The following is a 19,454-nucleotide window of genomic DNA, read 5'->3' as shown; positions in this document are numbered from 1 at the left end:
CGGGGCACATATAAGGCGGCCATCAGGCTGCGGCACATAGGAGTGGCGGCTGTCCGGTACGTCTAAATTTCTTGAGGCTGGTTGATTGACAGGCAAAATCAACAAGGGGGGAGAAGAACATGGCGTCTCTCGTTTCGCACGAGTGGCTGCTTGCGCATTTGTCCGACGAAACCATCCGCATTCTTGATTGCCGGTTTTGGCTTGGCGACCCGGCTAAAGGCGCATCCGTTTACCGGGACGATCATATTCCCGGCGCGATGTATGTGGATTTGGAACGCGATTTGTCCGGAACGGTGGGGGAACACGGCGGCCGCCACCCGCTGCCATCGACCGCCCAAGCGGCAGAAGTGTTCAGCCGCGCCGGCATTGACGAAACGGTGACGGTCGTGGCCTACGATGATCAAGATGGGGCCATGGCGGCGCGCTGTTGGTGGCTGCTTCGCTATTTCGGCCATGCGCGCGCGTACGTGTTGGATGGCAATTACAGTGAGTGGAGGAGAAAAGGGCATCCGGTGACAAGCGACGTTCCTTCTGTAGCGCCCCGGCCGTTTCAACCGCGGCCCGACCGGTCATGGTTGGCGACGATTGACGATGTGCGTGCCGCTGTCCGCGACCGTTCGGCCGTGCTCATTGATTCACGTGAGTGGAAGCGGTATGCCGGTTTGGAAGAGCCGATCGACCGCCGGCCCGGCCGCATCCCGGGGGCGTTGCACCGGTTTTGGAAAGACGGGGTGACCGATGGTGGCTACTGGAAAAGCGCAGCCGAGCAGGCCGACCGGTTTGCCGGCCTTGACCGCGAAACTCCCATTATCGTCTATTGCGGCTCTGGTGTCACTGCCTGTCCGAACGTGCTCGCATTAAAAGAAGCTGGCTACCGCAATGTCCGGTTGTATGTGGGCAGTTTCAGCGACTGGATTTCCTATCGGGAGCACCCGGTTGAAACGGACGAACCGTCCTCTTTTGCATAAATGTTTTCCGGCAAGCGTACGGCTTGGAACGCCGTCCTATGCATAGTTTTTCGTCGGCGGGCGATACTATTTTTGAACCGACGAAACAAGAGGAGGAGAGCGCATGGGCCGGACAAAGCTCGGCAATGCCAATGCCCAACGGAATAACAATGCGAAGAAGAAAAACGGTTTGAACGAATGGACGAGCGAATTCGCTTCCTACGCTGAAGTGGAAGCGGAAAAAATGAAAAATGACCATAAAAACATCCGTTAACGACGAGGGCGCGCCCCTCGTTTTTTGTTGCCGGCATTCGCGTTGGCAAAGACAAACGTATGTGCTATAATCATGGACAGAACGGCAAAGGGCGCTTGGGCGTGAAGCGGGGCGTCGGCCGGCAGGGAGGGAAAAGGGTGCGAAAATGGTTGGTCATCCTGTTGTTTTTGGCCGTTGCTGGATACGGCCTTTGGAGTGCGATGGCTGCAGGGGACGAAGAGGAAGCAGGCAAAATGGAAACCGGCCCGGACGTCGGCCAGGTGGCCCCTGATTTGACGCTGCCGACACTTGGCGGCGAGCCGGTCAAGCTGTCTGATTTGCGCGGTCAGGCGGTCGTCCTCAACTTTTGGACGTCATGGTGTCCGCCGTGCAAAAAGGAAATGCCGGAGCTTGAGGCGTTTTACAAGCAGCATGGCCGTGAAGTCGTGTTGCTCGCCGTCCATTTGACCACACAAGATACGCTCGATGCGGCGGAGCGGTTTGTGAAAGGCCAAAAGCTGACCTTGCCCGTCGCCTTGGATGTGCGCGGCGAGGCGCTTCATCGATACCGCATTCAGACGATTCCGACGACATATATCATTGACCCGAACGGCGTCATCCGGCAAAAAATCATCGGTCCGGTGACCGCGGCCCGACTTGAGAAGGAAACAGCGCTTTTTCGCTAACCACGATGTGGTTTTAGCGGAAGGCGCTTTTTTTCTTGATTCGTTATTTTTCGAAAAGTTGTCATAATTTTTATCTTTTTTGGGCATGAATAGGATTACAATAAATAATGAGGGGAGGTTGAAGCGATGAGACGATCCCGCAAAATGACTCTCCAAGAATTGATCAGCGAGAATAAGCGGCAATTGCTGAATGACCGGGAAGCGCTCGAAAAGATCGAGAAAAAGCTGGAAGAGCGGATGCTCAAGAAAGCAGAATAACCCATGCATAGCGGTTGTCCGGGGGGACAGACTAGATGGCGAGGAGGCGAAGATGATGAGCAATCCGAAAGGAAGCCGCAAACATTTTGTGCCGAACCATATCGGAACACAGCCTCGCGCCGCTGGGGGGAACAAAGGCAAACAAATGCAAGACCAGTCCGGCCAGCACGCCCAAGTCATCCAAACGAAGGGTGAATAAACCGAAACTTGCGTGAAGGAGGAAGCGTCATGCCACGTCCGAAACCGGATGACCGCAGCGACAACGTCGAAAAGCTGCAAGACATGGTGCAAAATACGATTGAAAACATCGAAAAAGCCGAAGAAACGATGCAGTTCGCTTCCCCGGAAGAGCGGGAGCAAATTCGCGAGAAAAATCGCCGCCGCGAAGAAGCGATTGCCGCAATGCGTGCGGAAATTAAAGACGAAGCGGCTGCGCGTGAAAACGGCTACCAATAAACAAGACAAAGCTGCCTGGGCCGAGGCGGCTTTGTTTTTTTTTGCTTGCCGCTTGAGCCGTCGGACGGACCAATGGTAACATAAAAGGGAGGACCGGCAAAAAATGGAGGGAGAACGAACGTGAAAGTAGCGGAAAAACAAATCGAAGTACGCTATGCGGAAACGGATCAGATGGGCGTCGTTTACCATGCGAACTACTTAGTTTGGATGGAAGTCGGGCGCACGGAGTTAATTAAACAGCTTGGCTTCCATTATGCCGAGATGGAGAAAGAGGGCGTCATGTCGCCGGTCATCGACTTGCAAGTGTCGTACAAAAAACCGCTCCATTACGGGGAGACAGCGACCGTCCGCACATGGATCGACGCTTATGACGGCATCCGCGTCACGTATGGCTACGAAATTCTTGCCCCGGACGGCGAGGTGGCGGTGATCGGCAAGTCGCAGCACGTTTGCGTCAAGCGCGATACGTTTCGGCCGATCGTCATTCGCAAATATTTTCCTGATTGGCATGAAGCGTATGAGCGGGCGAAACGGTAAAGGAGAGCGAGAGAATGGCATTTGGCATCCGCCGTCATGAACTTGCGGCGTGGAAGGAGAAGGTGAAGCGCGGCGAAATCGCCTTTTTGACCCATTATTGGTATGACGAACGGTTTCCGCACTGCACGACGGTGACAAAAGTCGGCTGCGCCGATATCGATAAGCTGGCCGCCTGGGGGAGGCAATACGGGCTGAAAGAAGAGTGGATGGACCGGCGCAATGAGTTTCCGCATTTTGATTTGCTCGGCGAGACGCAGGTGCGCATTTTGCGGCAAGAGGGGCGGCTTGATGAGCTGGAGCGGTTCGTGAAACGGAGGAAGATGAAATGATGATCGACTTGACGGCAGTGAAAGAAATGGCGAAACATACGTTGATCGACACGCTTGGCATCGAAATCGTCGAGCTTGGCGAAGGCCGCATCGTGGCGACGATGCCGGTGGATCATCGCACGCATCAGCCGGCCGGGCTGCTGCACGGCGGCGCGTCGGTCGCGTTGGCTGAGACGGTGGCGAGCATTGGCTCGTATGTGCTTGTTGATTCGAAGACGGAACGGGTCGTCGGCCTCGAAATTAACGCCAACCACGTCCGCGCCGTCCGCAGTGGAACGGTGACAGCGACGGGAACGGTGTTGCACCGCGGGCGGACGACGATGGTTTGGGATGTGCGCATCGCCGATGAACAAGGGAAGCTCATCTGCGTCTCCCGCTGCACGATCGCCATCATTCGAAAAAGCTAGCGCTAAGGCTAGCTTTTTCGTTGCTTACTGGAGCAAAAACACCGGTTCGTCGCCTTTTTCGTCCAAATCGACCGTCAAATCGTGGCCGTCAAAATACCATTGGTCGCCATCCTCGACAAAAAAGGTCACGCCATCAACCGTCGTCTGCGCCGCCGGTTCATCCGCCGGCTCATCTTTCACCATGCCGAGCGAAAACCCTTTTTGCACGGTGCTGCATCCCCCATAGCGGGCGAAAAAGCGGATCGCATCGCCCGGCTTCAGCCCGAGCTCCCGCTTGTACCAATCAAACGCCTTTTTCGTGACTATAATGTTCATGGCTTCCCCTCCTCATTTGTTTATTATAAGCGAATAGACGACAGCCGGTAAAATGATTGTGTGAACATTGGCTGACAATTTTAGGATGAAACGCTTCCACAAAGTGGCGGCCCTTTACTTGGATGAATTCGAGTAAAATCTCACATTTCGCACCCTGAATAAAAATTCGAAATAAGCCAGGTTTGACCGAATAAAAATTAATTATTTTACAATTTTTTGTATAAAAAATTATTTTTATGCGCATATTCGGGTTGTTTTTTGTATATTATGCAAAGGTTGCGAAATATGAGTAAAATGGCGGCTGGCGGCAAACAGTAAAAGCAAAGGGGGTGAGGGCGGTGGACAAAAAGCGGACGTTTCCGCTCAGCTACGAATCCGATGGCGTGATGGGAAAAACGAGCAAACCACAACCGCACCGTTCGGACCGCCGGCAAACGGGCAAACAGACGCCTGACTTCTTCAACACGACACCATCAAGTGAATAACGGGCCAATGGCGGGCAATGTTTGAACATGGCGCCGGTTTCTTGAATAAAGTAGCCAGTAGGCTGCTTTTTTTTTCATGGCAACTACTATACAAACAGGCTGGTCCGCGTTATCATTACTTGAGGAACATTTTTTGAAAGGAGTGACGTTTTCGTATATGAGTAGTTCGAGCCAGAACGAACCGGAACCGGAATATAGCGGGGAGCGCGGTCTGTTCCTTTTCCTGTCCGCTGCTCATCATACGGAAACGGGCTCCGGACGGAAAGGAAAAGGCGCCGCCTTCCTCGCGTGAAAAGGAGGAAGGATGCCGAATGATGAAAATGTATTTGTCCGATGCGAGCGGCAAAATGCGCGAAATTGACCGCATCGAAAACGGCTGCTGGATCAATCTCGTCGCCCCGACCGAGGATGAAATTCGCTACATCGCCCACCATTTGGACATTCCGATCGATTCGATCAAAGACGCGTTGGACGATGAAGAACGGTCGCGCGTCGAAAAAGAGGACAATCATGTGTTGATTATTGTTGATATCCCGATCGTCGCCTATGACGAAGTCGACGGTCCGATTTATGAAACGATTCCGATCGGCATGATCATTACGAACACATGCTTTATCACCGTTTGTTTGCAGGAAAATCCAATTTTTGAGGAATTTTCAAAGAACAGGATCAAAAACTTTTATACGTTCATGAAAACGCGCTTTGCGCTGCAAATGCTGTATATGATTTCGACGTACTATTTGCGCTATTTGAAGCAAATCAATCGACGGACGAGCGAAATTGAAAAAGAGCTGCACCAGTCGATGAAAAACAAGGAACTGTTTTCGCTTCTTAGCATGGAAAAAAGCTTAGTCTATTTTATGACCTCGCTCAAGGCGAACAATATCGTCATGGAACGGCTTATGCGCCTCAACTATTTGCGCATGTACGAAGATGACCAAGACTTGCTGCAGGACGTCATTATCGAAAACAAGCAGGCGATTGAAATGGCGGAAGTATACAGCAGCATTTTAAGCGGCATGATGGATGCGTTCGCTTCGGTCATCTCGAACAATTTAAACATTGTGATGAAATTTTTAACCGCCATTACGATCGTTATTGCCCTTCCGACGATGGTGGCGAGCTTCTACGGCATGAACGTGCCGATTCCGTTCCAAGACTCCCCGTATGCCTTTGTCGTCGCCATGGTGCTCGCTGGTTCACTATCAGTGACGACGGCATACGTCTTTTGGAAAAAACGATACTTTTGACGGTTGGATGTATTTCAGCCGGCAATATGAGGCGGCTGCCCGTTGTCATTCGGGCAGCCGCTTTTGCTTGCGGGCTGCGACGCCGCCGGAGAGGATAAATTTCATCGCCTCTTCCGGCGAGACGTCAATGACTTCGACTTGCTCTTTCGGGACGAGAAGGGTTAGCCCGGCGACTTGAAATGTCTGCGGAATATAGACGGCTACATAATCGGCCAACGGGTCGTGCCAGGCGCCGACATCATCCATCGTAATGAAGCCGAGGCATTTCCAGCCGCTTTCTGGCAGCGTGACGAGCACGACTTTGGAAAATGACCGTTTTTCCCCGACGAAGGAAGCGATTGTATCTTTGGCGACCGAATAAATGGTTTTCATGAAGGGAATGCTTTCAAGCAACCGGTCAATGAGCCGGATTAGGCGGCCGCTCACATATTGCGTCGACAGCCAGCCGCAGACGGTGATGAGCGCAACGGTTGCGAGCAAGCCAAGGCCAGGGATGTAGCGGCCGTCCAAATACGGGCGGACATATTGGCCGAGCAGTCCGTCCAAAACGGCGAACACTTTGTAGCCCACATAGACTGCTACGAAAATCGGTACGATCGTCAGCATGCCGTTCAAAAAATTTTTCACCAAAAAGCGCATCCGTTTGTTCCCCTTTCCTTCATCCTCTTTGGCGCGGAGCCCCACTTCGACCAAAAAGAGCACGCGGGGAATCGCTCCTTTCCTACCATACCAGTTTTTTTTCTTGTCGACAATGCGTTTAGAAATCGAACATTTTTGGTATTTTATAATGTAAAAGTTCGTGTTTTCTCTTGACGAACTGCCCGATACTCCGTATACTGGCCAATGGAAGATGAAAAGTGGGGGATGGCACCATGAACAACCATTACGATGTCATCGTCGTCGGCGCCGGGCCGGCCGGCATTTTCACCTGTTACGAACTGACGCTAAAGCTGCCCGGAGCGAACGTGCTTTTGATCGATAAAGGGCATGATATATATCGACGCAACTGTCCGATTTTGCAGAAAAAAATTGAGAAATGCCCGCCGCCGGCCGGGAAAAAAGACTACGCCGGCTGTGTGCCCGCTTGTTCGATCACGAACGGTTTCGGCGGAGCGGGGGCGTACTCGGACGGAAAATTCAACATCACGAGCGAATTCGGCGGCTGGATGACCGACTATTTGCCGGCTTCGACCGTGCTTGAACTCATCCGCTATGTCGACGACATCAACTTAAAACACGGGGCGACGACGTCGATCACCGACCCGATGACGGATAAAGTGAAAGAAATCGAACGGCGCGCGTATGCCGCCGGTTTGAAGTTGCTGCGCGCCTACGTCCGCCATTTAGGCACAGAGCAAAATTTAGAGATTTTAAAAAGCATTTTTGAATATTTACGCGAGCGGATTGCGATGCGCTTTCAGACGGAAGTGGACGATATTTTAACGGAGCGGACAGAAAGCGGGCATGTTGCCAAAGGCGTGGTGCTGAAAAACGGCGAAACGTTGACGGCGGAAAAAGTCGTCATCGCTCCGGGGCGCGACGGCTCGGTCTGGCTGAGCAAAGTATTGCGCAAGCGCCGTTTGCGGATGATCAACAACCAAGTGGACGTCGGGGTGCGCGTCGAGACATCGAACATCGTCATGCAGGAAATCAACGAGCATTTGTATGAGGGGAAATTTATTTTCAACACGTCGGTCGGGACGCAAGTGCGGACGTTTTGCAGCAATCCGTCCGGCCATGTCGTCGTCGAAAACCATTCCGGCATTATGCTCGCCAACGGCCACGCGTACAAAGACCCGGCGCTTGGAAGCAACAACACGAACTTCGCCCTTCTTGTCTCGCATAAATTTTCCGATCCGTTTGACAAGCCGAACGAGTACGCCCATGAAATTTCCCGGCTGGCCAATGCTTTGTCAAACGGCGGCATCATCGTGCAAAAATACGGCGACATTTTGAAAGGGCGGCGGTCGACGGAAAAGCGGATTAAAGAGGGGTTTATTGAACCGACGTTAAAAGAGGCGGTTCCGGGCGATTTAGGCCTCGTTTTGCCGTACAACACGATGAAAAGCTTGATTGAGATGACGGAAGCGCTCAACCACGTCACCCCGGGGCTGGCGTCGGAACATACGCTCTTTTATGGCGTTGAGGCGAAGTTTTATTCGGCGCGCCCGAAGCTAAACGACCGGTTTGAAACAGAAATCGCCGGTCTGTATGTCGGCGGCGACGGCGCCGGCATTACGCGCGGCTTGGCGCAGGCGAGCGCCTGCGGGGTTTGGATTGCCCGCGATATCGTTGAAAAATTGGCGCGTTAGGCAAAGGAAACAAAGCAGGCTGTCCAAAAAACGGCGGCCTGTTTTTTGCGTGCTGAGGGCAGTTGTGCACAACGCCGGGACTGTTGCAGCTGCTGTGCACGATAGTAAACCAAAAATAAAAATAGGTTGACAATCATCTTCTTTGTCCGCTACGATAAATGTAATGATGTGGAAAGGGGAGAGGGACGTTGGCAAATTGGCTGCAATTGGCTGAACAAGTGCTCGCAGGTGGAGAGCTGACCGATGAGGAGGCATTGGCGATGCTCGACTGTCCGGACGATGAGCTGCTCCTTCTGTTGCAAGGGGCGTACCGAATTCGCTCAACGTATTATGGCAATAAGGTAAAATTGAACATGATCATTAACGCCAAATCCGGCCTTTGTCCGGAAAACTGCGGCTACTGTTCGCAGTCCGCCGTGTCGACGGCGCCGGTAAAAACGTATAAAATGATCGACAAAGAGACGTTGCTGCGCGGGGCGGAAGAAGCGCACCGTTTGCGCATCGGAACGTATTGCATCGTCGCGAGCGGCCGCGGGCCGAGCGATAAGGAGATCGACACTGTTGCGTCCGCGGTCAAGGAAATTAAAGAGCGGTTTGGGCTGAAAGTGTGCGCTTGCCTCGGGATTTTAAAGCCGGAGCAGGCGGTGCGGCTGAAAGAAGCGGGCGTCGACCGCTACAACCATAATATTAACACGTCGAAACAGCACCACCCAAACATCACGACGTCCCATACATATGACGACCGGGTGCGGACGATTGAAACAGCAAAAGAATCCGGTCTTTCGCCATGTTCCGGCGTCATTATCGGCATGAAAGAAACGAAGCAAGATATTGTCGATATGGCGCGCAGCCTGCGGGCGCTTGATGCCGATTCGATTCCGGTCAACTTTTTGCATGCGATCGATGGGACGCCGTTGGCCGGAACGAACGAGTTAAACCCACGCTATTGTTTGAAAGTGTTGGCGCTGTTCCGCTATATGAACCCGATGAAAGAAATTCGCATCGCCGGTGGGCGCGAAGTGAACTTACGTTCGCTCCAACCGCTCGGATTGTATGCCGCTAACTCGATTTTTATCGGCGACTATTTGACGACGGCTGGGCAGGAAAAATCAGCCGATTACAAGATGCTCGAAGACCTTGGGTTTGAAATCGAATTTGCTCCGGCATCGCAGGCCGGAGTCGTATAATGGTTGATGCCGCCGGATGGCGGCTTTTTTCATACGCAGCGGGAGGCATGCTGGAAGGGCGCCTTGTGTGCGATAGTTTTATTGGCGAAGGCGGCCTGATCAGTAAAGATGGTTAAGATATTCGTGCTTCTTTGCTGCCATGATGGAAGAGACGGTTGAATGTGAATTCATGAAAGTCCTCTGTCTTTGGCATGAAAAGCAAGGTTAGCGCGTACGATGGCAATACAAGCGATGAAAAAGGCTTCACAAACAGAAAAAAGCCCCTTATAATAGCAACAAAAAGAAAGGAAGAGGATGGGGAAACATGGAAAGATCGTTTTATCGCTACTTATTGCGCTTCCGTTACGGGCGTGAAGAAGATCCAGTCGTCCGGTTTGCGAACGGGGCGTATGACGACCATAGTTTTCCGAAAGGATCGGCGGACTATGAAGAATTAAGCGGCTATTTGGAGTTAAACGGCGACTATTTGGAAAGCATGGTCATTTTTGATGAACTGTGGGAGCAGTTTTTGCACGAAGTGTAATTAAGAAAGCGCTCCTGTTTAGAATGTTGAGAGCGCTTTCAAACCGCTTTTTCCGCGCTGGCAAAGGTGTCCACCCTTTCATGCATGCATATACTATACTAACCATTTGTTCAAAAGGGTGGGAGATGCCGATGAGTGCGCCGAAACGCCCGAAATTTTCCGTCGGCGATATCGTCGTCAATACGTTGTATGGAACGGTCGGGACTGTCACCGATATTCAACAAATTGACGGCACATTTTTATACGAAATTAACCATGGCCATAGTTTGTTTACCGAGCAGGCGCTCGTTTTATTGTCTGAGTTTACCGGCGATTTATGGATTGCCGAAGAAATTGAAATCGAGCTGCCGTTTTTTCTCGGCGAAATTGTCCGCGTCCGCGACTATGGAGGCCATTTGTTCAAAGTCGTTGGGGTGCGGACGGAAATTTACCGCTATTACGGAGAAGGATGGGAAGAGACGATTTATGAATTGAAGCGGCTGACGGACGGCTGGGAAATTGAAGTTCATCTTGAGGACATTATTCCGCTTGCCGACGGGGAAGAAACGTCCGTCACGCTCGTGCAGGACATTGTCATCGCTACGCCGATGAACACATCGGTCTTGCTGTTGCCGGACGATGGCGGAAACAGCGGGCCATCGGTCGACGAGCTGCTTGATATGTACAACGACTATAAAGCGTTATATGAATGGTTCGGCGATGACCAATATAAACGGATGATGGAAATGGTCGTTCAACGGTTGCAAATGATCGTCAATCACCATAATAGAAACTGACAAAGAATAAAGAGAAAATATGGAATGCCGGCGAAGATGACGAGCATAGTGAGCCCGTTGACGACTGTTTCCATCATTTTATCCAATGCAGTCAGCTTGTCCATTTCGTTCCGCCTCCGTATTTTTGTTTTGTTAGTACATATATGTATGGGGAAGGCTGAAAAAGTAGTACAACATGATTTTTGACATAAAGCGGAAGGCGGCGACATACAACATTACAAAGGGGGCGAGATGCGGTGAAGGAAATTGAAGTGATTATTGATACGGAGGAAATCGCCGAGTTTTTTTACCAAGAACTCATTCGCCGCGGCTTTGTGCCGACGCAAGAGGAGCTTGAAGAGCTCGCCGATATTACGTTTGACTATTTGTTGGAAAAATGCATTATTGATGAAGAAATCGATGTCGACGACGAGTAACCCTCGTCGTTTTTATGATTTCCAAGGCGGGGTTAGACGCCCGCCGGTTTGGCCGCCGCGATGGCGGCCGCTTTCATCATGGCCAAATGGCGCTTGTAACGGCCTGTCATCTCGCCCGAGGCTGGAAGCGGAAGCGTCTCGAGTGCCTGCATCATGGCATTATCGGTGAACCAGTCGCGCCGGTCGTCAAAAGAGTGCACAAGATCCGGCCAGGCAGCCTCAAGGCGGGGGCTATATAGGCGGCGTTTATCGTATGTTGCAGTGAACGATTGCGGCCAAAAGTCGGCGCGCGAGCCGCTATGGGGAACGCGGCGGGCAAAGCGGTAGGCGCGACGAAATAGGTGCGCATCAAACAGCAGCAAACTATACAGCGTTTTGCCGATATGGATGCGATGATGGACATCAGCAAAATCGCGCACGGTCGTTCCGGCTAAAGCGATGCGGCGGCCGCGGGCCAGCGGGATGAGCACGTCATTGAACCCGAGCCATTGCTCGGCGATAAACGGCCAGCTCGACAGCACATGGGTGCGGAAAAACGGGTGCTCGATGACGCGAAGCTGGATGTATTGCTGTTCGTTAATAATTAAGGCGACGGTAAGCAGCGCCGCGTCGCCCGTTTCCCAAAAATGTTCCCAAAGCGGTTTCATGAACGAGGAAACGGAGAAAGACGGCAGCAAATGAAACAGCGGCGTCCCCCGTCGTTTGCTTTCTTCATACAGCAAAAGCTGCGGATAGGCGTCATGAAAAATTAATGCATTGGCTCGTTCCAAAAACAAAAAGAGCGGCGCGACTGTCTTTTCCGGCAGCAAAAATGGAAGCAGACTGCCGCGCAAATCGGTCATGTTCCAACCGCCATTGCGCGAAACAAGATGGGCCAAAAACGCCCAGTGCATTTCCGGATGGCGTTCGAAAAATGCGAAATAGGCCGCCGTGCGTGTGACGTTGTTGCGGTTATGTTCCGCTGTTTTCCGCCGAATGTCCGTCACGATGACCGCCTCCTCGGCACGGAGCCGCCTCGGTGCCGAGGGGGAAAGGCGGGCGGCCATCCGGCGAAGCCGGTCAGCATCGGCGAGACGAACCGGGTGGCGGTATAAAAAGGAGCGATACGCGCATTGCAGCGAGCGGCGCAACAAGGCGAGCGGACGAGTTGGCATCCCGTTTTCCTCCTTCGTATAGATCACAAATTTTGTCAAAAAACCACGTTCGTTTCGACAAAAGGTGTGCCGTTTTGCCGAAGGAATCGACAAACACAATCGCTAATAGTATAGGGTACAGACGGACGATTTATCGGGGGAAGGGAGAGGAAAACAATGGTTCGTTTATGGGGGAAAAAGATGTGGATGGCCAAACGTGTTTATGAAGCGGTCATTTTTCAAACGCCGCGCTTTGGGGAAACGAAAGGCTATCGGCAAGTATGCCGGATCACGGTGACGGCGGCTGATCACCGCGAGGCGTTGTCGACCTTGTACCGGATGTTTAACGTGGCCGATTTGATGCCGAAAAACTGCCAGGCCCGGTTTATGGGAACAGGAGATATTGTGCTCATCGATGAAGGACGGAAAGGACAGACGTATTACCGCCTTTGCCCGGATGGGTGGAAACCGGTGGAGCGTCAGCGTGTTTGTTGACGGAATATTCAAAAACGTAATCGCCTGCCAATGACTTCTGATGATATAATAAAAGAAAAAATGTCGAATAAAGCCTAGCGGTTTAGGGAACGGATAAGAAAGGAAAGGAGGCGGATTCGGTGGAACATCGCACCCAGCACGGCGACACGCCGACGGTGGCGCCGGGAATTGACGATGAGGAGGAGCTGAACGAAAAGGCAACGAAAGAGGAAATCGAACGCGGGGACTATACGAGAGTCGTCACGCTTGCTTGGAACGAAGTCGAGCCGTCGGAACCGCGATAGAAACCCTTGTTCAGCACAAGGGTTTCTGCGGTTTGTTACGATTCGGGGTTGTCATGATGGCCCGGGCCGTTTTTCCGGCCGCCGGCAGCGGAATATTCTTTGGCGTGTGCTGCGTCTTCAGCGATCAACGCCTCTTTTGGAATATGGTTATTCTTTTTCTGCCCGTTAATGCGGTTACGGTGTTTTTTGCCCATTGTGTTTCCTCCTTGAACCGTTGTCATCGTTAGTGTATGCGGCAAGGAGGAAGTTCATCGGCGGAAAATGTTTGCAGGCTGTGCCGGACGGGCGAAGTGGGAAACGAACGGAACTGGGAAGGGGACGAAACGATGGCTGCACTTGCGTTGTCACTGCTCTTATGTGTTGTCTTGATCGCCGTGTCGCTTTGGGTTAAAGGGCAGGTCGAGCGGTTTTTGTTCCGCTGGAGAAGCATCCCCCTTCTTCACGCCGCTAATATCGTTGTCATCGCTGTCATCGTCGCCGCTATGTACTATCGGCTTGGCGGCATCGACGTTTACTTGCGCGACTTGGCCGACATCAGCGGATTTTGGTACGTGTTTGCCGGCGCAATGCAGCTTATTTTGCCGCTGTATTTGTTTGCTTGCTGGCTGCTCGCCAGGCGGCGCAGGCGCGAGAAGAAATATACGCGCAGCAAAGATAAAAAAGTGCTTTATATCAATGAAAAGTATTTAGCGCGCCGCCACCGCGACGATTACCGTTCCAAAACGTCATAAAAGGGAGAGCTGCTCTCCCTTAAAATTTTGTTTTCTCTTTTTTGGATGTCGACGGTTGGTTGTTGGCTTTTGACGACGGATTTGTTTTATTGGCATATTCCACTGCCTGCTCCAGTTTCTTTTTCACGTTCTTTCCTCCTTTCCGCCAAGTGGACACGAATAGTATGCCCGCCCGCCGCCCCGGCTACTCGGGATGAGACTGCCATTTTCCGCAAACATATGATATGATAAACAAGGGTCTGGCTTGACAACGATCGTTCGAAATAGAAGGAGGAATCAGATTGAGCGTACATATCGGAGCAAAGCCTGGGGAGATTGCCGAACGCATTTTGCTGCCGGGTGATCCGCTGCGCGCCAAATATATTGCTGAGACGTTTTTAGAAGGAGCATCATGCTACAACGAAGTGCGCGGCATGCTCGGTTTTACCGGAACGTATAAAGGACACCGCATCTCCGTACAAGGAACCGGGATGGGCGTGCCGTCGATTTCAATTTATGTTAATGAATTGATTCAAAGCTATGGGGTGAAGACGCTCATCCGCGTTGGAACGTGTGGGGCGATCCAGCCGGATGTGCGCGTGCGCGATGTGATTTTGGCGATAGGCGCATCAACGGATTCCAACATGAACCGGCTCACTTTCCGCGGCCGCGATTATGCGCCGACGGCTGATTTCCACTTGCTGCGGACGGCATACGACGTTGGTGTGGAAAAAGGGCTGGCGCTCAAAGTCGGCAATGTTTTTACTGCGGATATGTTTTATAACGATGAGCCGAACTGGGGAACGTGGGCGCGTTACGGCGTGTTGGCTGTCGAGATGGAAACAGCAGCGCTCTATACGCTGGCGGCGAAATTCGGCTGCCGGGCGCTGTCTGTGCTGACTGTGAGCGATCATATTGTCACCGGGGAAGAGACGACGGCCGAAGAGCGGCAAACGACATTTAACGAGATGATTGAAGTGGCGCTCGAAGCGGCGATTCGCAGCGGCGTCTAACGGTTGTGCCGAGGAGCCTACGACGTTTCAAGAAACGGAAAAGGGGAAGACGAATGAAACAGCGATGGCAAGCGGCAATGTTGGTGTGCCTGTTGCTCGCCGGCTGTCAAGCAGGGGAAGGCGGCAACGGCGGCACGGCCGGACAGCCGCCGGAAAGTGCGGTGCAGCCCGGCAGCCATGAACCGGACGAAACGGACCGCCGCCCGGTTGACCCGGACTTGCAGTTGGAGGCGAAATATTGGAACGTCATCAAGGTGCAAAACGGGCAAAAAGTGATCATGAACCCGGACAACATTTTGGTGCTCGTCAATAAAGAACAGTCGCTTCCGCCCGGTTACAAGCCGGCCGATTTAGTCGTGCCGCGCGTGTTGTTTTCGTTTGAGGACCCGAAGGCAGAGAAGCGGCACATGCGGGCCGAGGCGGCCGCGGCGCTTGAAGAAATGTTTGCCGCCGCCCGCCGCGACGGCATTGAGCTTGTGGCCGTCTCCGCCTATCGGTCGTACGAGCGGCAACGCGTGATTTTTGCTGAAGAAGTGCGGCAAAAAGGGGAAGAAAAAGCCGTCCAAGTCGTCGCCTATCCGGGCCAAAGCGAACACCAAACCGGGCTTGCGGTCGATATCAGCAGCCGCTCAGCCGGCTATCAGTTGACGGAAGCATTCGGGGCGACAAAAGAAGGGCAATGGGTCGCCGCCCATGCGCATGAATACGGGTTTATCATCCGCTACCCGAAAGGAAAGGAAGCGGTGACCGGCTATCAATATGAGCCATGGCATCTTCGGTATGTCGGGCAGAAGGCCGCCGCAGTGATGAAGGAGCGCGGTTTGACGCTCGAAGAATATTTCCAGACAGTAAAAAAAGTATAAACAGAACGGAACCAAAAAGTTTCACGCCTCCTTTCATGCCATGAAACTTGAAAGGAGGCGTTGTGTATTTGCCGCAGCTGTGACGGACGTTTGCGGTTATGTTTCGCACCAAAACACGCAATAGCCGAGCCGGTCGCCGAATTGCGCCGTCAGCTGCTGATGTGTCTTCCACATCTGTTCCATCTCTGGCGTCGCCGGAAAGGCGATGATGACCGGCGCCCCTTGGCTTGACGCATCCGCTGCGGTTGCGTAGGAAAAATGACGGCAGCGGAACCCGCTTTGTTCAAGCGTCCTTTTCCATTCGGAAGTCGTCATCAGCTGACGAAAGCCATAAAAAGCGGTGATTCGCTGCTGCTCGGCAACGCTCAACCGTTCATGGCATGCTTCAATGCCGATGAACGTGCCGCCTTTTTTGAGCACCCGGCGAATTTCAGTGAGCGCTTTTGGCAGTGAAACGAAAGCGAGCACCGATTCGGAAAGTGCAAGGTCGAATGTTTTATCAGGAAACGGCAGCGCTTCGACCGAAGCGCGGTGCAAGCGAACCGGAACGGCCGTGGCGGCAAAACGTTGTTTCGCCTTGGCGATCATCGTTGGATGGAGGTCGATCGCCGTCACCTTCGCCCCGTATTGTTCGGCAATATACGCTGCTGTCTGTCCCGTTCCGCAGCCGACATCAAGCACGGAAGAGGAACGGTCAATATAAAGTTTACGTAATATATATTTTGTTAACTCAAAGCCGCCTGGATGAGCGCCGTCGATCCCCATTTCTGCCAACCAGTCCAAATACGAAATCATGTGGTTCTCTCCTTTTTGCTTTAATTGGTTTATCATACGCAAATGAGCCCGATTTTGTCTTCAGGCAAAAAAGTTTGCTTGTCTCTATACTCGTGCGGAGAGGCAATTTTCTTGCTATAGACCCAACCGGCATCAAGCTGGTACACTGATACGTGCAAGAACGAGATTGCTAGGCTGGTGAAGAACGTGGAATGGAAACAACGGGCTGAGGCTGGTGTGCTTTTAAGCGTTGCTGTCTATCTTCTGTTGGCAGCCGGCAAACTTCTCGCCGGATCGGCGGCTGGATCGGACGGAGTGAAGGCGGATGGCTGGAACAATTTGAGCGATGTGATCGCTTCGGCCGCTGTCTATATCGGCATGAAAATCGCCAAAAAACCGCGCGACCGCAATCATCCGTACGGACATTCGCGGGCGGAGAACATCTCGTCGCTTTTGGCCGCTTTTTTGATGATGTCGATTGGTGTCGATGTTGTTGTCAGCGGCGCCGGTGCGCTTCTTCATGGCGGAAAAAAGGCGGCTCCCGACTGGCTGGCGGCGGTGGTCGCCCTCACCTCGGCTGCGGTCATGCTTCTAATTTATATGGCCAATACCCGGTTGGCGCAGCGAACGAACAGCGCGGCGCTCGCCGCTGTTGCGAAAGACAATTTATCAGATGCCCTTGTCAGCGTTGGGGCGGCGGTCGGGATTGTCGGGGCGCAGCTTGAGTGGCTATGGCTTGATCCGCTGGCGGCGCTTATTATCGGCACGATTATTTGCAAAACGGCGTGGGAAGTATTTATGGAAACGGCGCATACGTTGACCGACGGTTTTGATGAAAAGCAGCTCGCTGCTTATCGGGAAGAAATCGCGGCGGTGAGCGGTGTGCGCGATGTTGTGGACATTAAGGCGCGCACGTTAGGCAACGATATTGTGCTGGAAGTGACGATCCGTGTCGATTCGCGCTTAACGGTGGTGAAAAGTCACGAAATCGCTGACGAAGTCGAACGACTGATGAAACAACGGCATAACATCCGGGCGACACACATCCATGTCGAACCGGAAGTGCATATGGACCGACGGGGCTAGAACAGCCTTCTTAGCGGTGTTTCGCGGCATGTGTCCGGGAATCCGGGATGGTCAACAGCCCGATCGGCTTTTAAGATGTTGCCCCATATCGGGTGAACGCCGCCAAGCGGTTTTTAACGGCAGCCGGAGAGTAGGTTTTGGACAAACGGCAAACAATAGAACTAACACTGTATAGAAAGGACATCAGCCTATGGCGATCAACCATTATCCCCGTTTGTCGCTGGATGAAACGGACAAGCGCCATGCGCCGGCGGGCGGCCAATCGTGCTGGTTTCATTTTACTGCCGCTGTCAAGCCCGATTTGGAGCGGCTTCTCTCATCATTGTCGATTCACCCGCTTGCCCAAAAACGGCTCATCGACGGAACAGACATTCCGCTAGTTGATGAGTACGAAGGATACGTTTTTCTATCGTTATTTATCATCCGGCCGTCCGGTCGGACGGCAAACGTCCGCCTGCTCGCCGCCGAGCGGCATATCATCAGCTACATGGACGAGGATGACCCGTTCATCGGCCATGTGAAAGAGCAGCTGGCGGACCACCGCGATCAGGCACTTTATCCCGGCTATGTTCTATACCATTTTTTGGATTTGACCACCGCCCGCTTTTTGCAGGTGGTCGACCAAATGGCCGACCGCATTCAAATACTTGAGCGGCAAGTATTTGCGACCCCGTTCGCCAACGAAATCGGACGCGAGATTTACCGGATGAAAACGTACCTTCATGAGTTGCGGCAAGTGGCCGAAGCGCAGGAAGAAGCGATCAAAACGATCCGCCATGCCGAGCTCCCGTACATTAACGCGGAAACGAACCCGTACATCGATGAGGTGGCATCCCGGTTTGCCCGCGTTCCGGCGGCGCTTGATACGTTTAAAGAATCGTTGTCCGCCATTTTTGATTTGCAGCTGTCGCTCAAGTCTGATCATATGAACGTCATTATGAAGACGTTAACATTAGTGAGCGTTATTTTTTTGCCGATGACGTTTATTGCCGGCGTCTACGGTATGAATTTTGCGTTCATGCCGGAGTTGAAATGGAGATACGGTTATCCGCTTGCTTTGTTGCTTATGGCTACTGTCGCTGTGCTCATCGCCCTTTATTTCAAACGAAAAGGTTGGTGGGGGGAGACAGAGACGAAAGAAAAGTAGATGTTTTCCCACCAATATGGGCATTTGCCCGGCCGTTTGGGCGGGCGGGCGCATATGATGGCCCCGTGAATCAATAAGGGAGGTGCCCGCCATGAGCGGTTTGGTCAGCAGCGGTTATACGCTTGTTATTGTCTTGTTCATTTTATTGATTATTGTCGGTTGTGCTTGTGTCGGTTGGTAAGCGGCAGCCTGGAAAGACAGAAAATTGGAAACGGACAAAAGTAACGGCGATCCGGGTGACGGGCCGTCTTTCTTTTTGCCTTCCGCGCGGCAAATACCCATTTTTGCCGAAACACCTAACCAATTCCCCGTTTTGTGAATAGTCTACTAGTACAAAAACGAAGGAGGTGCTGGCAAATGGGTGCAGCTTACGGCGGCGGGTTTGCGTTGATCGTCGTTCTGTTCATCTTGTTAATTATTGTCGGATGTGCATGTATCGGTGGTTGGGTGTATTAATGCCCCCTACCTGCTAGCAAGGAGGTGACGAATATGCCGTATGGCTTCTATGGCTGGGGCGGCTATGGCTTCGGTTATCCGGGCTATGGCGGTTACGGCTTCGGCTTCGTGTTGATTGTCGTCCTGTTTATTTTGCTCATCATCGTCGGGGCAACTTGGTGCTAAGCGGATGATGGGCATGCGGGGGGAGGCGGCCGGACAACGGCTGTTTCCCCCCTCCATTTTTTTGAAGGAGCATTCCCGTTAGGAGCTTTTCCGGGGACTTGATCAAAAAAAGCCCTCTTGGTATGATGCAGGGGTGTCAAACAATACCTACCATCATGCCAAGGAGGACTTCAGATGAATTGTACACAAAA

Annotated in this window: 32 protein-coding genes; 26 read left to right on the top strand and 6 right to left on the bottom strand. The window is 52.5% G+C overall.

Annotation, left to right across the window (positions count from 1 at the left end; all coding sequences use genetic code 11):
- Positions 1–119 precede the first annotated feature (119 nt).
- From ACTVDO_RS08325 to ACTVDO_RS08285, 9 genes are all read left to right on the top strand, one after another.
- Positions 120–968 (top strand): sulfurtransferase, encoded by an 849-nt coding sequence (locus ACTVDO_RS08325; protein ID WP_020959699.1) that lies wholly within the window; start codon positions 120–122, stop codon positions 966–968.
- A gap of 103 nt (positions 969–1,071) precedes the next feature.
- Positions 1,072–1,221, top strand: a complete 150-nt coding sequence (locus ACTVDO_RS08320; protein WP_020959700.1) for a hypothetical protein — start codon at positions 1,072–1,074, stop codon at positions 1,219–1,221.
- 137 nt (positions 1,222–1,358) lie between these two features.
- Positions 1,359–1,886 carry a TlpA family protein disulfide reductase gene (locus ACTVDO_RS08315; protein ID WP_442901328.1) on the top strand — a complete coding sequence of 176 codons (528 nt, stop codon included), beginning with the start codon at positions 1,359–1,361 and terminating at the stop codon, positions 1,884–1,886.
- Between the two features lie 126 nt (positions 1,887–2,012).
- Positions 2,013–2,144: an FbpB family small basic protein gene (locus tag ACTVDO_RS08310; protein WP_011231055.1), complete on the top strand. Its 132-nt coding sequence runs from the start codon at positions 2,013–2,015 to the stop codon at positions 2,142–2,144.
- 55 nt (positions 2,145–2,199) lie between these two features.
- Positions 2,200–2,343 (top strand): acid-soluble spore protein N, encoded by a 144-nt coding sequence (locus ACTVDO_RS08305; protein WP_011231056.1) that lies wholly within the window; start codon positions 2,200–2,202, stop codon positions 2,341–2,343.
- 29 nt (positions 2,344–2,372) lie between these two features.
- The gene (gene tlp, locus ACTVDO_RS08300) at positions 2,373–2,600 is read left to right on the top strand and encodes a small acid-soluble spore protein Tlp (protein ID WP_020959702.1); all 228 of its coding nucleotides are present in this window, start codon (positions 2,373–2,375) and stop codon (positions 2,598–2,600) included.
- Positions 2,601–2,720: 120 nt separating this feature from the next.
- Positions 2,721–3,137, top strand: a complete 417-nt coding sequence (locus ACTVDO_RS08295; RefSeq protein ID WP_020959703.1) for an acyl-CoA thioesterase — start codon at positions 2,721–2,723, stop codon at positions 3,135–3,137.
- Positions 3,138–3,151: 14 nt separating this feature from the next.
- Positions 3,152–3,466, top strand: a complete 315-nt coding sequence (locus tag ACTVDO_RS08290) for a hypothetical protein (protein WP_020959704.1) — start codon at positions 3,152–3,154, stop codon at positions 3,464–3,466.
- Entirely contained in the window at positions 3,466–3,873 is a 408-nt protein-coding gene (locus ACTVDO_RS08285; protein WP_041267899.1) for a hotdog fold thioesterase, read from the top strand. Before ACTVDO_RS08290 ends, ACTVDO_RS08285 begins: the two co-directional genes overlap by 1 nt.
- 24 nt (positions 3,874–3,897) lie before the next feature.
- On the opposite strand, the gene ACTVDO_RS08280 is transcribed toward ACTVDO_RS08285, so the two are convergent.
- Positions 3,898–4,188: a HesB/YadR/YfhF family protein gene (locus ACTVDO_RS08280; protein WP_020959706.1), complete on the bottom strand. Its 291-nt coding sequence runs from the start codon at positions 4,186–4,188 to the stop codon at positions 3,898–3,900.
- A gap of 338 nt (positions 4,189–4,526) precedes the next feature.
- Between ACTVDO_RS08280 and ACTVDO_RS08275 the strand changes: the two genes are divergently transcribed.
- Both ACTVDO_RS08275 and ACTVDO_RS08270 read left to right on the top strand, forming a co-directional pair.
- Positions 4,527–4,673: a hypothetical protein gene (locus ACTVDO_RS08275; protein WP_020959707.1), complete on the top strand. Its 147-nt coding sequence runs from the start codon at positions 4,527–4,529 to the stop codon at positions 4,671–4,673.
- 311 nt (positions 4,674–4,984) lie between these two features.
- Entirely contained in the window at positions 4,985–5,923 is a 939-nt protein-coding gene (locus ACTVDO_RS08270) for a magnesium transporter CorA family protein (protein ID WP_020959709.1), read from the top strand.
- Positions 5,924–5,968: 45 nt separating this feature from the next.
- Here the strand turns inward: ACTVDO_RS08270 and ACTVDO_RS08265 are convergent, their stop codons facing one another.
- Positions 5,969–6,562 (bottom strand): DUF502 domain-containing protein, encoded by a 594-nt coding sequence (locus tag ACTVDO_RS08265; RefSeq protein WP_020959710.1) that lies wholly within the window; start codon positions 6,560–6,562, stop codon positions 5,969–5,971.
- Between the two features lie 233 nt (positions 6,563–6,795).
- On the opposite strand from ACTVDO_RS08265, the gene ACTVDO_RS08260 reads away from it, so the two are divergent.
- From ACTVDO_RS08260 to ACTVDO_RS08245, 4 genes are all read left to right on the top strand, one after another.
- Positions 6,796–8,235 carry an NAD(P)/FAD-dependent oxidoreductase gene (locus ACTVDO_RS08260; RefSeq protein ID WP_020959711.1) on the top strand — a complete coding sequence of 480 codons (1,440 nt, stop codon included), beginning with the start codon at positions 6,796–6,798 and terminating at the stop codon, positions 8,233–8,235.
- A gap of 188 nt (positions 8,236–8,423) precedes the next feature.
- Positions 8,424–9,422, top strand: a complete 999-nt coding sequence (gene bioB / locus ACTVDO_RS08255) for a biotin synthase BioB (protein ID WP_020959712.1) — start codon at positions 8,424–8,426, stop codon at positions 9,420–9,422.
- Positions 9,423–9,726: 304 nt separating this feature from the next.
- Complete coding sequence (locus ACTVDO_RS08250) at positions 9,727–9,945, top strand: YozE family protein (protein ID WP_020959714.1); 219 nt, start codon at positions 9,727–9,729, stop codon at positions 9,943–9,945.
- 131 nt (positions 9,946–10,076) lie between these two features.
- Positions 10,077–10,721, top strand: coding sequence for a hypothetical protein (locus tag ACTVDO_RS08245; protein WP_020959715.1), 645 nt, complete (start codon positions 10,077–10,079; stop codon positions 10,719–10,721).
- On the opposite strand, the gene ACTVDO_RS08240 is transcribed toward ACTVDO_RS08245, so the two are convergent.
- Positions 10,703–10,825, bottom strand: coding sequence for a DUF3930 family protein (locus tag ACTVDO_RS08240; protein ID WP_020959716.1), 123 nt, complete (start codon positions 10,823–10,825; stop codon positions 10,703–10,705). The two genes, ACTVDO_RS08245 and ACTVDO_RS08240, sit on opposite strands and share 19 nt — an antisense overlap.
- Before the next feature lie 132 nt (positions 10,826–10,957).
- On the opposite strand from ACTVDO_RS08240, the gene ACTVDO_RS08235 reads away from it, so the two are divergent.
- Entirely contained in the window at positions 10,958–11,137 is a 180-nt protein-coding gene (locus ACTVDO_RS08235) for a YozD family protein (protein ID WP_008879287.1), read from the top strand.
- Positions 11,138–11,169: 32 nt separating this feature from the next.
- On the opposite strand, the gene ACTVDO_RS08230 is transcribed toward ACTVDO_RS08235, so the two are convergent.
- Complete coding sequence (locus ACTVDO_RS08230) at positions 11,170–12,291, bottom strand: DUF2515 domain-containing protein (RefSeq protein ID WP_020959717.1); 1,122 nt, start codon at positions 12,289–12,291, stop codon at positions 11,170–11,172.
- Between the two features lie 156 nt (positions 12,292–12,447).
- Here ACTVDO_RS08230 and ACTVDO_RS08225 point away from each other — a divergent pair, with 156 nt between their 5' ends.
- On the top strand, positions 12,448–12,765 hold the full coding sequence (locus ACTVDO_RS08225) for a hypothetical protein (RefSeq protein ID WP_020959718.1): 318 nt from the start codon (positions 12,448–12,450) through the stop codon (positions 12,763–12,765).
- A 119-nt stretch (positions 12,766–12,884) separates the two neighbouring features.
- Positions 12,885–13,049 (top strand): hypothetical protein, encoded by a 165-nt coding sequence (locus ACTVDO_RS08220; RefSeq protein WP_020959719.1) that lies wholly within the window; start codon positions 12,885–12,887, stop codon positions 13,047–13,049.
- Between the two features lie 35 nt (positions 13,050–13,084).
- Here the strand turns inward: ACTVDO_RS08220 and ACTVDO_RS08215 are convergent, their stop codons facing one another.
- Entirely contained in the window at positions 13,085–13,243 is a 159-nt protein-coding gene (locus ACTVDO_RS08215; protein ID WP_017437412.1) for a hypothetical protein, read from the bottom strand.
- A gap of 132 nt (positions 13,244–13,375) precedes the next feature.
- On the opposite strand from ACTVDO_RS08215, the gene ACTVDO_RS08210 reads away from it, so the two are divergent.
- The 3 genes from ACTVDO_RS08210 (at position 13,376) to ACTVDO_RS08200 (ending at position 15,635) form a co-directional block, all read left to right on the top strand.
- Complete coding sequence (locus ACTVDO_RS08210) at positions 13,376–13,780, top strand: resistance to Congo red protein (protein ID WP_020959720.1); 405 nt, start codon at positions 13,376–13,378, stop codon at positions 13,778–13,780.
- A gap of 281 nt (positions 13,781–14,061) precedes the next feature.
- Positions 14,062–14,772, top strand: a complete 711-nt coding sequence (gene deoD, locus ACTVDO_RS08205) for a purine-nucleoside phosphorylase (protein WP_020959721.1) — start codon at positions 14,062–14,064, stop codon at positions 14,770–14,772.
- Positions 14,773–14,825: 53 nt separating this feature from the next.
- On the top strand, positions 14,826–15,635 hold the full coding sequence (locus ACTVDO_RS08200; protein WP_020959722.1) for a M15 family metallopeptidase: 810 nt from the start codon (positions 14,826–14,828) through the stop codon (positions 15,633–15,635).
- 96 nt (positions 15,636–15,731) lie between these two features.
- Here the strand turns inward: ACTVDO_RS08200 and ACTVDO_RS08195 are convergent, their stop codons facing one another.
- On the bottom strand, positions 15,732–16,430 hold the full coding sequence (locus tag ACTVDO_RS08195; RefSeq protein ID WP_020959723.1) for a class I SAM-dependent methyltransferase: 699 nt from the start codon (positions 16,428–16,430) through the stop codon (positions 15,732–15,734).
- A gap of 174 nt (positions 16,431–16,604) precedes the next feature.
- Here ACTVDO_RS08195 and ACTVDO_RS08190 point away from each other — a divergent pair, with 174 nt between their 5' ends.
- The 5 genes from ACTVDO_RS08190 to ACTVDO_RS08170 all read left to right on the top strand — a co-directional run bounded on the left by ACTVDO_RS08190 (position 16,605) and on the right by ACTVDO_RS08170 (position 19,263).
- Positions 16,605–17,495, top strand: a complete 891-nt coding sequence (locus tag ACTVDO_RS08190; RefSeq protein WP_041267754.1) for a cation diffusion facilitator family transporter — start codon at positions 16,605–16,607, stop codon at positions 17,493–17,495.
- Positions 17,496–17,685: 190 nt separating this feature from the next.
- Complete coding sequence (locus ACTVDO_RS08185; protein ID WP_020959725.1) at positions 17,686–18,642, top strand: magnesium transporter CorA family protein; 957 nt, start codon at positions 17,686–17,688, stop codon at positions 18,640–18,642.
- Positions 18,643–18,733: 91 nt separating this feature from the next.
- The gene (locus ACTVDO_RS08180; RefSeq protein ID WP_020959726.1) at positions 18,734–18,823 is read left to right on the top strand and encodes a YjcZ family sporulation protein; all 90 of its coding nucleotides are present in this window, start codon (positions 18,734–18,736) and stop codon (positions 18,821–18,823) included.
- A 176-nt stretch (positions 18,824–18,999) separates the two neighbouring features.
- Positions 19,000–19,098, top strand: coding sequence for a YjcZ family sporulation protein (locus ACTVDO_RS08175; protein WP_011231081.1), 99 nt, complete (start codon positions 19,000–19,002; stop codon positions 19,096–19,098).
- A gap of 33 nt (positions 19,099–19,131) precedes the next feature.
- A complete protein-coding gene (locus tag ACTVDO_RS08170; protein ID WP_020959727.1) occupies positions 19,132–19,263 on the top strand; it encodes a YjcZ family sporulation protein in 132 nt (43 codons plus the stop codon).
- The last annotated feature ends 191 nt before the right edge of the window (positions 19,264–19,454 follow it).

Source organism: Geobacillus sp. BK01 (genome assembly GCF_052220245.1).
Classification (GTDB): Bacteria; Bacillota; Bacilli; order Bacillales; family Anoxybacillaceae; genus Geobacillus.
This window is presented reverse-complemented; position numbering and strand designations above follow the sequence as displayed.

Bases quoted from the DNA above. Each gene is read 5' to 3' on its own strand.
- ACTVDO_RS08240 (WP_020959716.1), bottom strand. From the start codon at position 10,825: ATGGACAAGCTGACTGCATTGGATAAAATGATGGAAACAGTCGTCAAC.
- ACTVDO_RS08260 (WP_020959711.1), top strand. From the start codon at position 6,796: ATGAACAACCATTACGATGTCATCGTCGTCGGCGCCGGGCCGGCCGGC.
- ACTVDO_RS08265 (WP_020959710.1), bottom strand. From the start codon at position 6,562: ATGCGCTTTTTGGTGAAAAATTTTTTGAACGGCATGCTGACGATCGTA.
- ACTVDO_RS08230 (WP_020959717.1), bottom strand. From the start codon at position 12,291: ATGCCAACTCGTCCGCTCGCCTTGTTGCGCCGCTCGCTGCAATGCGCG.
- ACTVDO_RS08305 (WP_011231056.1), top strand. From the start codon at position 2,200: ATGAGCAATCCGAAAGGAAGCCGCAAACATTTTGTGCCGAACCATATC.
- ACTVDO_RS08195 (WP_020959723.1), bottom strand. From the start codon at position 16,430: ATGATTTCGTATTTGGACTGGTTGGCAGAAATGGGGATCGACGGCGCT.
- ACTVDO_RS08170 (WP_020959727.1), top strand. From the start codon at position 19,132: ATGCCGTATGGCTTCTATGGCTGGGGCGGCTATGGCTTCGGTTATCCG.
- ACTVDO_RS08285 (WP_041267899.1), top strand. From the start codon at position 3,466: ATGATCGACTTGACGGCAGTGAAAGAAATGGCGAAACATACGTTGATC.
- ACTVDO_RS08245 (WP_020959715.1), top strand. From the start codon at position 10,077: ATGAGTGCGCCGAAACGCCCGAAATTTTCCGTCGGCGATATCGTCGTC.
- ACTVDO_RS08325 (WP_020959699.1), top strand. From the start codon at position 120: ATGGCGTCTCTCGTTTCGCACGAGTGGCTGCTTGCGCATTTGTCCGAC.
- ACTVDO_RS08225 (WP_020959718.1), top strand. From the start codon at position 12,448: ATGGTTCGTTTATGGGGGAAAAAGATGTGGATGGCCAAACGTGTTTAT.
- ACTVDO_RS08185 (WP_020959725.1), top strand. From the start codon at position 17,686: ATGGCGATCAACCATTATCCCCGTTTGTCGCTGGATGAAACGGACAAG.
- ACTVDO_RS08200 (WP_020959722.1), top strand. From the start codon at position 14,826: ATGAAACAGCGATGGCAAGCGGCAATGTTGGTGTGCCTGTTGCTCGCC.
- ACTVDO_RS08175 (WP_011231081.1), top strand. From the start codon at position 19,000: ATGGGTGCAGCTTACGGCGGCGGGTTTGCGTTGATCGTCGTTCTGTTC.
- ACTVDO_RS08290 (WP_020959704.1), top strand. From the start codon at position 3,152: ATGGCATTTGGCATCCGCCGTCATGAACTTGCGGCGTGGAAGGAGAAG.
- ACTVDO_RS08180 (WP_020959726.1), top strand. From the start codon at position 18,734: ATGAGCGGTTTGGTCAGCAGCGGTTATACGCTTGTTATTGTCTTGTTC.
- ACTVDO_RS08270 (WP_020959709.1), top strand. From the start codon at position 4,985: ATGATGAAAATGTATTTGTCCGATGCGAGCGGCAAAATGCGCGAAATT.
- ACTVDO_RS08310 (WP_011231055.1), top strand. From the start codon at position 2,013: ATGAGACGATCCCGCAAAATGACTCTCCAAGAATTGATCAGCGAGAAT.
- ACTVDO_RS08320 (WP_020959700.1), top strand. From the start codon at position 1,072: ATGGGCCGGACAAAGCTCGGCAATGCCAATGCCCAACGGAATAACAAT.
- tlp (WP_020959702.1), top strand. From the start codon at position 2,373: ATGCCACGTCCGAAACCGGATGACCGCAGCGACAACGTCGAAAAGCTG.
- ACTVDO_RS08215 (WP_017437412.1), bottom strand. From the start codon at position 13,243: ATGGGCAAAAAACACCGTAACCGCATTAACGGGCAGAAAAAGAATAAC.
- ACTVDO_RS08210 (WP_020959720.1), top strand. From the start codon at position 13,376: ATGGCTGCACTTGCGTTGTCACTGCTCTTATGTGTTGTCTTGATCGCC.
- ACTVDO_RS08250 (WP_020959714.1), top strand. From the start codon at position 9,727: ATGGAAAGATCGTTTTATCGCTACTTATTGCGCTTCCGTTACGGGCGT.
- ACTVDO_RS08280 (WP_020959706.1), bottom strand. From the start codon at position 4,188: ATGAACATTATAGTCACGAAAAAGGCGTTTGATTGGTACAAGCGGGAG.